The organism is Candidatus Aminicenantes bacterium (assembly GCA_026393795.1).
Classification (GTDB): Bacteria; Acidobacteriota; Aminicenantia; order UBA2199; family UBA2199; genus UBA2199.
The window spans coordinates 1-12,266 of the sequence record JAPKZL010000171.1 but is presented as its reverse complement, the minus strand read 5'-3'; the positions used below and the strand labels follow the sequence as shown (position 1 = coordinate 12,266).

Genomic DNA, 12,266 nt, shown 5'->3' with positions numbered 1-12,266 from the left:
AGTCGCGGGGAATAAAAAACAGCAGCAACATACCGGGCAGGGAAACAAGGAAACTGATGCCGAACATGCCGCTGTAGCCGAGCCAGGAGGCGATGAAGCCGCTGCTCACGCCGGCTACGATCCCGCCCAAACTCATCAGACCCGAGCCGATGGCAAAGTGGGCGGCCTTGAACTCCATCTTGCAGATGCGCATCAGGTAGGTGGTCAACACCGCCGTGCCCAGGCCGCTGGCGAACTGCTCGAAGAATGAGACGCCGGCAAACAGCGCCAGATTGCCGGCTCCCATGAAAACCGGCCGCGCTGCTCCGGTGTTGAGCGCCAGGTAGCGGGCCAGCCCCCTGGCCAGCACCATGTAGGCGACATTGGTCAGGTTCTGCGCCAGCAGGAAGGGCCAGATCACCCGCTGCAGCCCGTGGCGCGAAATCATCCAGCCGCCGACGAGGGCGCCGACGATGGAAGCGGGCAGGCCGATGCCGCCGGCGATCCAGCCGTAGTGGGCCTTGATACCCAGGTCGACGGCGAAGGCCGAGACCATGGAGCTGACCATGAATTCGCCGCTGCGCACCAGGATGATGAAGGCCAAAACAAGGCCGATCTTCTCCTGGTCCATGAAGGTGAGGAAGGCGCGGCCGTAGAACGATTCGGGGTCGCGGGTTAGGCGCGCGGCCAGTTGCTTGCGGAAGGCGGCCATGAGCGCCAGCGCCAGCAGCAGCGCCAGGCCGATGGCGCGCGGGAAGTTAAGCTCCTTGAGCAGGGGGACCGATTTTTCCCAGCCCCGGTAGAGGGCCGAGTTGAAGAAGAGATATATGGCCGCGACCAAGGCGACGGCCAGGCCGATGTTCAGCAAGACGCGCGAACGGGCGAAGAGGCCGAACATGTCCTTGAAGGAATGTTGCTCCGTTTCGCATTCGGGCAGGAAAAGGGAATGATAGGCGGCCAGCAGTCCCAGCAGCAGGCCCGCGGCCAGAAATGCCGCCGCCCAGGAGAAGGCAGTGCCGATGGTCACGATCACCCCGGTGCCGGTCAGCATGGCCACGCGGTAGGCCATGATGCGGTAGCCGAGAAACTTTGTCTGCTCGACCTTGTCCAGGGCGGCCAGGTAGTAGCCGTCGATGGCGATGTCGTGGGTGGCGGCGACGAAGGCGGCGGCGAAGAAGAGAATGGCGATCAGGCGCGGGGCGGCGGGCAGCGGCACCAGGAAGGCGGCGGCGCCGATCAGCACGGCCAGCATTGTCTGCATGGCCAGCAGCCAGCGCCGCTTGCTGGCGAACTCGTCGACCAGCGGACCCCAGAAAAACTTGAGGATCCAGGGCAGCCCGAAAAACGTGGTCAGACCGACCGCCTCGAGGCTCACGCCACGGTCGCGAAAAAAGACGGTGGAAACGGAGCGGATGACCGAGAAGGGCAGCCCCTCGGCGAAATAGGTGCTGAAGCACCAGACATGCGGTTTCTTTAATACCGCCGGCAATGGCTTCTCGGGCATAGTGCCTGTCATCTTAAACCAGGAGGCGCTGAAATGCAATCAAGCGGCGATTGACTTTTTGGAAATAGCGGGCAAAATGCCAAGGCGCTCTTTTAGGGCTCGAGCGCGATGCGCATGAACGGCCCGGCGGCACCTTTGCCAACGGCGAAGGGGTGGGCCAGCGGCGAGCCGTAGACCCAGATGATCGCTCCGTCGCCGTTCTCCAGCACCGGGCAGAGGCGGCGCAATGGCGCCGGAATGCCCGAGCTGCGGATCATTTCAAAGACATTCTGGCTGTAGGGCGAATGGATCTTGCGGTACTTGTCCGTACTCTTGGCCGGCCGGAGGCGGAGGGGGAAGCGCAGCTTGCGCAGCGGCACCATGATACCGGTATTGTCGCTGGGCATGCGGAAACGGGCCGTTTTCTTCAGCACGAGGACGCGGCCGATGGCAGCGACGTCCCAGCGGCCCATGCCGCCGATCTCCAACCGGTAGTCGGCGATGCGTATTTTTTCCGGGAAGATCCAGCCTTTTAAAAATTTCAGGTTCAAGCCGGGCAGGGACAAGCCGCGCCCTGTCTCTAGGCTCCGTAAAAAATCAGCGATATGCTCGAAGCCGACGCCGAGCAGGTTTCCCTTCAGCCGGCGCAAGTATTCCCGGGCCAAATGGCGGGCGACGGCGGGATGCAGTCCCGCGAACACCTGCGCGGGAAGGATCGCATCCACGACTAGGTGCCTGCGCAGGAGCCCGTGCGTCAGTTCCTGGAAATAGTCGAACTCGTCCTGGATGAGCCGCACGGTCCTGAAAATCCTCTCCTCGGCCTCGGGCTCGATCGCCTTGACTGCCGGCAACAGCGTGTGGCGGATGCGATTGCGCAAGAAATCGTCACTTAGATTGCTGCTGTCCTGGTAGAATTCCAGGCCGTTGCGTCCGAGGAAGGCGCGGATCTCGTCCTCGGAAAAAATAAGCAGCGGCCGGATGATTTTCCTCTCCTTGCTGGCGAAAATGGCCGACAGCCCCTGCAGGCCGCTGCCGCGGAAAAGCTTGATGAAGAAGGTCTCGCTCAGGTCGGAGCGGCTGTGGGCGGTGGCGATGCGCGCGCCGGGGATTTGCCCGGCCAGGGCGGCGAAAAAATCGTAGCGCGAAAGCGAGGCGGCATGCTCCAGGTTGAGGCGGTTCTCGCGGCTGAAGCGGCGCAAATCGCGGCCGCCGATTTCCAGCCGGATGCCGCGGCCGGCACAGAAGGCGCGCACCCAGCTTTCCTCTTCAGCGGCGTCGGGGCGCAGGCGATGGTTGAAATAGGCGGCGATGACGGTCAGCGGGATGCTTTTTTGCAGTTCCTGCAGCAGGGCGATCAGGGCGACCGAGTCTTTGCCGCCCGAAAATCCGACCAGCACCGTATCGCCGGGAACGAGCAGCCGGTTCTGTTCGATGTTTTTTTTGAATGCCGGGAATATGATTCTCATAAGGTTTGTTGTTTTCCTCGGCCGCGTCCCCAACCTTAGCCTGGAAAAAGAAATAGCGGCGGAGGGAATTGAACCCCCGACATAACGGATATGAGCCGTCTGCTCTACCGACTGAGCTACGCCGCCATCAGGACTCATTATACCCGAAATAGTAACGCGTGACAAGTGACGCGTGACGAGGAAGAAGGGACTCGGAGTAAAGCGTAGGGCGGAAGGGAAGAATTATGCTAAGCCATCGTGACGCGTTATGCGTGATGCGGGATGAGGAAGAAAAAGAATTTCTCTTTTCTCCTGCTAACACTATTACAAACACTATGTTTTTGACGATTTTGGAAAGTTGTCAAAAACATCCAGTGTTTGTATAGTCACACCAGATAGTCACACTATGGTTTCAGCAAGTTCTGTATATCGCTGAAACCATTCAGTGTGACCATGGTGTGACTACACTAACACTACCAGATCGTTTCTTCAGAATTTTTTACTGGCGCCGCCGCCGCCGGAGCGGCCGCCGCCAAACGAGCCGGAGGAGGAGCGCGATGCCCCGGACGATCCGCTGGAGCTTGGAGAGGAGAGGCGCGGCGTGTCGTGCTCGCGGGTCTTGCTGTAGCCGCACTTGGGATTAAGGCAGGTTTCCGTGACGCGTGTTTTGCCGCCTTGCTCATTTGTAGCTGCTACCAGTGTCGTGGTGCTTGAGACGAGGGTGCGGCGGCCGCACTGCGGGCACTTGGCAGCCTTGCCCAGCTTGACGGCCAGCTTCTCGTCGGCCCCGCATTTCGGGCAATGCCAGAATTCGTAGTCCATGCCGCCCGCTTTTTCCTCGGCCGCTTCTTCCGTGCTCAGGAATTTTTCATCCTCGCTGTCGGGCACCATCTCCATGGGCTGGCCGCAGGAAGGGCAGGGGAGACGGTACGAGGCGAGTCGGCGCTTGAGGAACGAGGACAGAAGCAGCTGGCCGCCGGTGGCCAGCCCGGGGGCGGCCAACATGGCGAGGAACGGCTGCAGAAACTTTCCCCCGAAACCCAGGATGAGGAAAAATGAAATCAGTCCCCCGGTCCAGGCGATGATGGTCGGCGCGATCGCTCCACCGATGACCTTGGCGCGGGCCGCCATGCCCCGGGACCGGTCGAAGCGCAGCACAGTCCATGCAAGTAACAGGGCCGAGAGGGCGAGCAGGCCAATGCCAAAATAGAGGGAAGCGAGCAGCGGGTCCCAGCTTTTTTTCTTTTTTTCTTCGCTCCGGAGCAAAGGAACGGGCAGCTTGACCTGTTCGGGCCAGGACGCTGGCTCGGAGACGAACATGGTTCCGCCGCTGGCTGCCTGGGCCAGGTCGCGGACGGCCAGGAACAACCCCCGGCCGATCAGGCCGTTGCGGATATACGGCAAGGCGGACAGGTCGAGGATGCGGCTGGCTTTGGCGTCGGGGATGTCGGCTTCAAGTCCGTAGCCCACCTCCAGGCGCACGGTGCGGTCGTCGCGGGAGTAGAGGAGGAGCAAGCCGTTGTCCTTGCCGGCAACGCCGATGGCGAAACGGCGAAATAGTTTATCGGCGAAATCATCTATGACCAAACCACCGAGGTCGCCGACCGTGACCACCGCCAGTTCCACCGTGGTCTTGTCCTTCAGTTCGCGGCATATAGCATCGATCAGGCGGGTGTATTCGGGGCCCAGCACGCCGCCATTGTCGGAGACGTACGACCCCGACGCCTGCCGCGGGTTGACGATCTGTTCGACATTTTCCGCCCCGAGCGGCAGGATGACAATTCCCCACAAAAGCAAGCCGAACACGAAAAATAGTTTCCCACGCATGGCAACTCCTTTTTGCCGCCTCAAAAGGTCCGGCCAAAGGATGATTGTATGCGAAATGGGAAAGAAATTCAAAACATGGAGAAAAAAGCGAATTCAGTTGACAAAAAAATATAACTGTATTATAATAGTAATACATTAAAAAAGATGCGGAAACTACGATGAACCTTACCATCGATCCGAAATCGCCCTTGCCGGCCTACCAGCAGGTTATCCAGGCAATCAAGCTGGAGGTGCTTTCGGGGGGATTGCGTGACGGCGACCAGCTGCCGTCCATCCGCGACCTGGCCAAGCTGCTCAAACTCAACCCCAATACTGTCGCAAAGGCATACTACGCTTTGGAAGCCGAGGGTTTCAGCGAGAACCGCAGCGGCAGCGGCAGCAGGATCAAGGTCCCCCCGGGGCGGCAAGATGTCCTGCGCCGCTCCATGCTGGAAAGCGAATTCCGGAGCTTCATGGAGAAGGCCGTCTCGCTTGGCTTTTCCCTGGAGGACATCCAGCTGCTGATAGAGAGGATAAAAAAATGAGCCAAGCCATCGTTGAAACCCGCGATCTGTCTTTCAGTTTCTCCCGCAAAAAAGTCATCAACGGCCTGAGTGTCTCCTTTTTGAAAGGGGAGTGGGCGGTGATCGCCGGCCGCAACGGCGTCGGCAAAAGCACGCTGCTGCGTCTGCTGGCCGGGGTGCTGCTGCCGGATGCGGGGACTATCATTTGCGCTGACGGCGTGCAACCCGAGAAAATCGGCTTCATTTCCGACGCTCTCAGCCTGTTCGAGAATTGGACGGTCGCGCGGGCCATCGCCTTCCATTGCCGCGTTTTTGCCGTCACAGAGTTCGACGCTCGTCTGCTGAAGTGTCTGGGCCTCAACCAAAGGGACAGGATCAAAAGCCTGTCGGAGGGGGAGCGGGCCATCCTGCACCTTTCCCTGGTGTTGTCCCAGAAGCCTTCCCTGCTGCTGATCGACGAGGTCATGCACATGCTCGACCCTTATATTCGCGACCTCTTCATCGAGGCGTTGATCGAACACATGGCTGCCAGCCAGGCCACGGTGCTCACCGTCAACCATACTTTCAGCGAGATCGAAAGGATCCCCGAGCGCGTTCTGGTCATGGACGAAGGCCGGTTCGTCATCGACGAAACGACGGAAGTCCTGCGCAACCAGATGAAAAAAGTCGTCAGCCGGGAACCCTTGCCGGAAACCTTGCCCTGCATTTTTAAAAAAACAGACGGCATCTACAAGGAATTTTATATCTATCCGTTCCAGGAGGAATGGCGAAGAGAGCATGCCTTGGACTTCCAGGATATCGCGTTGCCCGAGATCATCAAGGCATTTATCGGAGGCGGTTATGATAAAAAAAGAATGGCTTGAGGTTTCCAAGCAGTCCCTGTATTTCGTTATGGCCGCGGCCGGAATGGTCCTGCTGACCGCCCTGCTGAATTGGCTGCAAGGCAAGCCCCAGTTCCAGGTTGAAACGGTTATCATCATTCTCGGCTTTTGGCTGCTGATGTTTTCCCTGTTCCTCGGCCTCTCGCCGTTCGCCCTGGACAGCAATCAGCAGGGGATGGAGTACCTGCTCACCCTGCCGTTCTCCCGGCGCCGGCTGTTGGTCATCAAGCTCCTGCCCCGCTTGTCTGCGGCGGTACTGTTTTATGCCGTGTTCTTTTTGTTGTATCGTCTCAGCGGCGGCGATGCGTTTGGCGGTTATTTCGAATTTTTCAGCCTGGTTTACTTTTCCCTGTTTTTCATATCTTTTTCCCTTTCCAACATTCATGAAAATTTCATCGTCCAATTCATCTGGGCCGGCCTCGCTTTAAGCGGTTACCTGACCCTATGTTCGCTTATCTTGACCCAAGGTTTTGCCTGGAACAACAATTTTTCCCTGGGTTCCTTTTGGAAATTCGGTCATTTTGGCCATCTTATTTACGATTCCTCCAGTTTGATCGCGGCGATCGTTGTTTTTCTCCTGCTGCTGGCGCCTTTCATGGCTTCCTATTTCCTGACCTTCAAAAAATTCGACCTGCGTCCGGCCCGCAATTTCAACCGCCGTCAGTTGCTGTTTTTCGTACCCCTGCTGCTCTTGGCCACGGTCTTTTCCCTGGGAGTTTCCTACCAACTCCAGAAAAATTCCATCTTTGGGCATTTGAATTTATTTTTGATGGAGAACGGCCAACTGCTGAAAGCCAGCTGGCCTGGGAATCTGACCGTTTACGATGGAAATGGTAGTAAGAAGATCACTACCGGGAAAGCTCTTTATTGGGATCGGGTATTATTGGAAAAGGGGCAGCAGTTGTTTTTACTGGGATATGACACGGAAGACGGTTCCTATATCATCATCCGCCTGGACATGAAGGATTTCTCCTGGAAGACACTGCACCGGGTCCCGGACCGTTACCTGGCCAGCAACAATTTTTATTCTTTCAATTATGATGGCGTAAGTTTTGTCAATTTGCAGCGCAGCCAAACCGAAGCCGATCGGCCGGGCATGGATTCCCGTTTGCCATTAAAAAGCGATGAGCTGGAATTGGTTAGAGTGGATCCATTTAGCGGCCAAAGCAGAACCATCACCTACCGGAGCCCGATTTTTAAAAATTATTACGACCCGCGGTTTTTTGGCTGCGACAAGATCAATGGTCTGCGTTTCTGGTTGATCTCCTCCCCGAACTGGGGTACCATCATCAGGCTTTGGGAAGACGGCCGGATTGAAGATCTGGGCTTGACGAAAGGATTTCCGGCCTATTGCTCCGGACTGCTCTTCTCCCAAGGCAGCAGTTCTTTGCAGGTTCGCCGGCTGCTGGCCAAAGGCAGTGAAACGGTTAAAGAAATTGACGGCGAATTCTCATTGATTTTGAGCTTCAACCATTTTTTTCAAGTGAAAAAAGATATCGGCGAAATTTATACCGACCGGGGCAAGGGTCAGCGCAAGCGCATCGTCCGCCTGGACCTGGCCACTTTGGCGGTTGATGATGTCGGACCCGATAGTGGTTTCATGCGCTTTGTGGCGCCCGGCGATTTTTACTTTGTCGAATACAGGTCCTGGCCCGTGATCTCAAGCAAGCCGGTAGAAAAATGGAGGAAAGTGTACCGGCTTAAAGACGGCCAAATGATTTTTCTGAAACAATTCGATTCCAGGGGATCCGGACGGATATATGGGGGATATGTCGAAGTGCAAGAGCATGGCATCATTTTTTATGACCAGGATATGCCTCGAGTTTTTGCCTTTCCCGATCTGCGGGAATTGAAATTTAATAAATTGAATTAGGGGCTGATTTTCCAAAAGCCCAGCGGATTGACAAGCGGCTGCAATCAGACTATTATTTTTTTTCAAAACTGTTTTGCTGATTGTACGTGCGAGGAAAACTGATGTTGGTCTACGGGAATGGAATAGAAACGAAGATCGTGCAATCTGCCGGGTCTGCCCCTTATCAATTTCTCAGCCGGATCAGCCTGGAATCGGCATTGAAGGAGGTTCCCGGCTATGCCTCCTGGCGGCGCTTTGACCCCGGGCCGCATCTACCCATTGATGAACGTTATGCGGCATTGCCGGCGCTGACCAAGCAGGAGCTGCGCGACCATTTTCCCTCCGGTTTTGTTCCGAACGGCCGGGATTTAGAGAAAGGGCTGGCCAGCGGGGCCGTTGAATTCGCCCAGACCAGCGGCAGCAAGCGCGACCGGGTGACGCTGGTCTTCAACCGCTTCTGGTGGGAAGCTTCCGAGCGCGCCGCCTGGAAACTCAACCGCCATGCCAGCGCCGTGGCCAACGGCAAGCACCAGGAAGTCGTCCTGGCTTCGCCGCGCTGCGTCGGCCCGGGCTACAGCGCCGGCCCGCAGAGCGTGGCCAAGCGCACCATCGGCCGCCATCTCTACGTCAACCAGAAAATAAACCCGGCTTCCTGGACCGACAGCGATGTCCGGCGCATGGCCCGGGAGATCAACGGCTACGCTCCGCTGGCGCTCGAGGGCGATCCTGCTTACCTGGCCGCTTTCGCCAGGCGCGTCGTTGCCCTGGGCGTCGCGGTGCACCAGCCGCGCGTGGTCTTTTTGACTTATTCCTATCCGTCGCGGCTCTACCTGCGCCAGATCCGGGAGGTCTTCGGCGCCCCGCTGGTCAGTTCCTACGGGTCGACCGAAACCGGCCACGTCTTCATGGAGTGCGAGGCCGGGCGCCTGCACCAGAACTGCGAGCATTGCCGGGTCGATTTTATCCCCTGGCAACCGGGCATCGGCGGACCCCGGCGCGGGCGCATCCTGGTCACGGTTTTCCACAATCCCTGGTTTTCGGTCCTGCGTTTCGACATCGGCGACGTCGTCCACGTCGACGGCAGCGGACCCTGCCCCTGCGGCCGTGACCAGGGGCTGACCCTGGCCGCCATCGAAGGCCGGCTGGCCGACGTGACCTTCAGCGACAAAGGCAGGGCGATCACCGTGGACGAGCTGGACGGCTCCCTAGCCGAAGTGTCCGGGCTGGCCGGCTGGCAGCTCGACTTGCCGCGGCCCGGGGCATTGAAGCTTAAGGTATTGGCCGGGGCGGACAATGCGGCCAAAGCCCGCCGCCAATGCCTGGAACTCCTGCGCAGCCTGTACGGCGGCGACGGCAAAATCGAAATCACCGTTGCCCGGGCCCTGCGCCATGAGCTGTCCGGGAAGATCCGTTTTACCCGCACCGCATATGCCGCGGGCCACGCGTCGTTGTGAACGGGGATGTAGCATGGCCGACATCGTCCTTTTCGCCGGCGGCAGGGAGAGCAGCGGCCCGGAAGGGGAATCGCTGCTGGCCAGAATTTTTTCACTGCTGGGGCTGCAAAAGCCGGCCGTCGCCTATGTCGGCGCCGCCAGCAACGACAACCGCGTCTTCTTCATGTGGATCAAGTCCATGCTGAAGAAGGCGGGTGCCGGCAGCGTGAGTCTGGCCGCCCTGGCCTCCAAGCGCGCCGATCCGGCCAAAGCCCGTTCGCTGCTGCAGGAAGCCGATGTCGTCTTCGTCTCCGGCGGCGATGTCGAAGCCGGCATGCGCGTGCTGGAACGGACCGGCGCCGATTCGTGGTTGCGCGAGCACCACCTAGCCGGCAAACCGTTCATCGGCGTATCGGCAGGAAGCATCATGCTGGCCCGGAGCTGGGTGCGCTGGCCCGACGCCGGCGACGACGCCTCGGCCGAAATCTTTCCCTGCCTAGGGCTGGCGCCGCTGCTTTGCGACACCCACGCCGAGAAAGAGGATTGGGAGGAACTCAAAACCCTGCTGCGGTTCTCCGGCCGCGACCCAGGCTATGGCATCCCTGCCGGCGCCGCGTTGCAGGTCAAGGCGGACGGGTCCCTGGCTGCAATCGGCAAAGCGGTTTCGCGCTTCCAATTCCGGGACGGCCGGCTGCAGCGCCTGGCGGACTTGGATCCGGCCTAAACGAGTTTGAAAAACCCGTTAAACAAGTCTTATAATCGTTCCCTTGATTCGAGGAGGTAAAATGAAAATGCAGGGAAAACTCATTTTTATTTTGAGCGCGATCATTTTTTCGGCCGTGATCGCTGCCGCCGTAGTCAAAAAACCAGCTGCCGACCTGGGTGAAAAGGCTTTCCAGCAATTTTTACGGGGGTATGAAGCCAAGGTCGTTCCGCTCAGCAAGGAAGTCGCCCTGGCCGCGTTTCAGGCGTCCATCAGCGGCAGCGATGAGGATTTCAAGCGTTCCGCCGATTTGCAGATCCAATTGAACAAGGTCTTCGCCGACCCGGCTGAATTCGCGCGGCTGAAAGCCTTCAAAGAGGGCGGGCAGATCAGCGAGCCGTTGCTCAAACGGCAGCTGGATATCATTTACGACACATACCTGGAAAACCAGATCCCCGTCGCCCAGATGGAAGCCATGGTCAAGCTGCAGGCTCAGATCGAGCAGAAGTTCAATACCTTCCGCGCCCGTGTGAACGGCAATACCCTGACCGACAACGACATCGAGCAGATCCTGCGCACCGCCAACGATTCCCGCCAGCTGGAAGCGGCTTGGAAGGGGAGCAAGGAGATCGGCCGCCTGGTCGCCCCCGATATTTTGCGGCTGGTTAAGCTGCGCAACAAGGCGGCCAAGCAGCTGGGGTTCGCCAATTTCCGGGAAATGCAATTGAAGTTGAGCGAGCAGGACCCGCAGGCGATCGAAAGCCTCTTCGATGAATTGGATCTGTTGACCCGGGACGGGTTCGTTGCCTTGAAAAAAACCATCGACGCCTTCCTGGCCGCGCGCTGCGGCTTGAATCCGGAACAGCTCATGCCCTGGCACTACCAGAACCGGTATTTCCAGGAGGCGCCGGTCATTTACCCGGTCGACCTGGATGTCTATTATAAGGACAGGGACCTGGTGCGGCTCACCAACGATTATTTCAAAGGCATCGGTTTGCCGGTCGACGACATCATCGCCCGCAGCGACCTATTCGAAAAACCGGGCAAATACCAGCACGCCTTCTCAAGCGACATCGACCGCAACGGCGACGCCCGGGTGCTCTGCAGCGTCAAGCCAGACTCCTACTGGATGAACACCCTGCTGCACGAGTTCGGCCATTCGGCCTACTCCAAGTTCAACGATCCGCAGCTGCCCTGGACGCTGCGCGATGCGGCCCATGCCTTCACCACCGAGGCCATCGCCAACCTTTTCGGCCGCTTCGCCGCTTCTCCCGCCTGGCTGCGCGACATGTCCCTGATCGATGCCGCCGAGGCCCAGCGAGTCGCCGCTCCCAGCCGCGATGCCCTACGGTTGCAGCAGATGGTTTTCAGCCGCTGGGCCCAGGTCATGTTCCGATTTGAAAAAAGCATGTACGAAAACCCCGACCAGGACCTGAACCGCCGCTGGTGGGAGTTGGTAGAAAAATACCAGCTGCTGAAAATGCCGGCCGGACGCAATGAGCCGGACTGGGCCGCCAAGATCCATATCGCCCTTTACCCTTGCTACTACCACAACTATCTGCTGGGAGAACTGCTGGCGTCGCAGCTCATGGTCCATATCGCCGGCGCCATACTGAAAAGCGATGACGTGGAGGGCCAGAGTTTTGTCGGCCGGCCCGAAGTCGGCCGTTACTTGACCGAGTTCGTCTTCAAACCCGGCATGCGCTGGCCCTGGAACGAGATGATCGAACGCGCCACCGGGGAAAAACTGACCGCCAAATATTACGCCCGGCAATTCGTCAGCGGGAAATAAAATATTTTTACGGAGATCGGGTTTTCTGATCGGTAGGGGTTTGATTAATCAAACCCCTACGTTGTTTTATTAAAAGAAATTTTTTAGAAACTTTTTTGGACCTCCTGGCATCTGAGAGGGTGAAATCCGATTTAAACAGGAGGTTTTCATGGATACAATGAAGAAATTCATCGGCTGGCGGCAAGCGCTCGCGGCCGCGGCCGTGGTTGTGCTGGCGGCCGGAACATTCACCCTGCTGGCCGGGGAAAAGCCCGAACACGGCTTCCTGGGCGTTTCGGTGCAAAGCCTGGACAGCGCCAAGAAGGAAAAGCTGGGCGTCAAGATCGGCGTGGAAGTAACCAGCGTCGAGAAGGAGAGCGCTGCGGCCA

At 58.3% G+C, this 12,266-nt stretch carries 10 protein-coding genes and 1 tRNA gene; 7 read left to right on the top strand and 4 right to left on the bottom strand.

Annotated elements, in window-relative coordinates; translation table 11 throughout:
• The 4 genes from NTW95_08165 to NTW95_08150 form a co-directional block, all read right to left on the bottom strand.
• Positions 1-1,483 (bottom strand): MFS transporter (locus NTW95_08165; protein ID MCX6557384.1); only part of this gene is annotated, 1,483 nt, incomplete at its 3' end.
• A gap of 92 nt (positions 1,484-1,575) precedes the next feature.
• Entirely contained in the window at positions 1,576-2,928 is a 1,353-nt protein-coding gene (tilS, locus tag NTW95_08160) for a tRNA lysidine(34) synthetase TilS (protein ID MCX6557383.1), read from the bottom strand.
• A gap of 53 nt (positions 2,929-2,981) precedes the next feature.
• Positions 2,982-3,054: transfer RNA gene (locus NTW95_08155), tRNA-Met, on the bottom strand.
• A gap of 342 nt (positions 3,055-3,396) precedes the next feature.
• Complete coding sequence (locus NTW95_08150; protein ID MCX6557382.1) at positions 3,397-4,734, bottom strand: TPM domain-containing protein; 1,338 nt, start codon at positions 4,732-4,734, stop codon at positions 3,397-3,399.
• 158 nt (positions 4,735-4,892) lie between these two features.
• On the opposite strand from NTW95_08150, the gene NTW95_08145 reads away from it, so the two are divergent.
• From NTW95_08145 to NTW95_08115, 7 genes are all read left to right on the top strand, one after another.
• A complete protein-coding gene (locus tag NTW95_08145) occupies positions 4,893-5,258 on the top strand; it encodes a GntR family transcriptional regulator (protein MCX6557381.1) in 366 nt (121 codons plus the stop codon).
• Positions 5,255-6,100 carry an ATP-binding cassette domain-containing protein gene (locus NTW95_08140; GenBank protein ID MCX6557380.1) on the top strand — a complete coding sequence of 282 codons (846 nt, stop codon included), beginning with the start codon at positions 5,255-5,257 and terminating at the stop codon, positions 6,098-6,100. The genes NTW95_08145 and NTW95_08140 overlap by 4 nt, the downstream gene beginning before the upstream one ends.
• Positions 6,078-7,991 carry a hypothetical protein gene (locus NTW95_08135; protein MCX6557379.1) on the top strand — a complete coding sequence of 638 codons (1,914 nt, stop codon included), beginning with the start codon at positions 6,078-6,080 and terminating at the stop codon, positions 7,989-7,991. The genes NTW95_08140 and NTW95_08135 overlap by 23 nt, the downstream gene beginning before the upstream one ends.
• A 101-nt stretch (positions 7,992-8,092) precedes the next feature.
• The gene (locus NTW95_08130) at positions 8,093-9,424 is read left to right on the top strand and encodes a hypothetical protein (GenBank protein MCX6557378.1); all 1,332 of its coding nucleotides are present in this window, start codon (positions 8,093-8,095) and stop codon (positions 9,422-9,424) included.
• A gap of 13 nt (positions 9,425-9,437) precedes the next feature.
• Positions 9,438-10,127 (top strand): Type 1 glutamine amidotransferase-like domain-containing protein, encoded by a 690-nt coding sequence (locus NTW95_08125; protein ID MCX6557377.1) that lies wholly within the window; start codon positions 9,438-9,440, stop codon positions 10,125-10,127.
• 61 nt (positions 10,128-10,188) lie between these two features.
• The gene (locus NTW95_08120; protein MCX6557376.1) at positions 10,189-11,898 is read left to right on the top strand and encodes a M2 family metallopeptidase; all 1,710 of its coding nucleotides are present in this window, start codon (positions 10,189-10,191) and stop codon (positions 11,896-11,898) included.
• 148 nt (positions 11,899-12,046) lie between these two features.
• A partial coding sequence (locus tag NTW95_08115; GenBank protein MCX6557375.1) for a hypothetical protein occupies positions 12,047-12,266 on the top strand: 220 nt, incomplete at its 3' end.

Bases quoted from the DNA above. Each gene is read 5' to 3' on its own strand.
- tilS (MCX6557383.1), bottom strand. From the start codon at position 2,928: ATGAGAATCATATTCCCGGCATTCAAAAAAAACATCGAACAGAACCGG.
- NTW95_08150 (MCX6557382.1), bottom strand. From the start codon at position 4,734: ATGCGTGGGAAACTATTTTTCGTGTTCGGCTTGCTTTTGTGGGGAATT.
- NTW95_08145 (MCX6557381.1), top strand. From the start codon at position 4,893: ATGAACCTTACCATCGATCCGAAATCGCCCTTGCCGGCCTACCAGCAG.
- NTW95_08140 (MCX6557380.1), top strand. From the start codon at position 5,255: ATGAGCCAAGCCATCGTTGAAACCCGCGATCTGTCTTTCAGTTTCTCC.
- NTW95_08135 (MCX6557379.1), top strand. From the start codon at position 6,078: ATGATAAAAAAAGAATGGCTTGAGGTTTCCAAGCAGTCCCTGTATTTC.
- NTW95_08130 (MCX6557378.1), top strand. From the start codon at position 8,093: ATGTTGGTCTACGGGAATGGAATAGAAACGAAGATCGTGCAATCTGCC.
- NTW95_08125 (MCX6557377.1), top strand. From the start codon at position 9,438: ATGGCCGACATCGTCCTTTTCGCCGGCGGCAGGGAGAGCAGCGGCCCG.
- NTW95_08120 (MCX6557376.1), top strand. From the start codon at position 10,189: ATGAAAATGCAGGGAAAACTCATTTTTATTTTGAGCGCGATCATTTTT.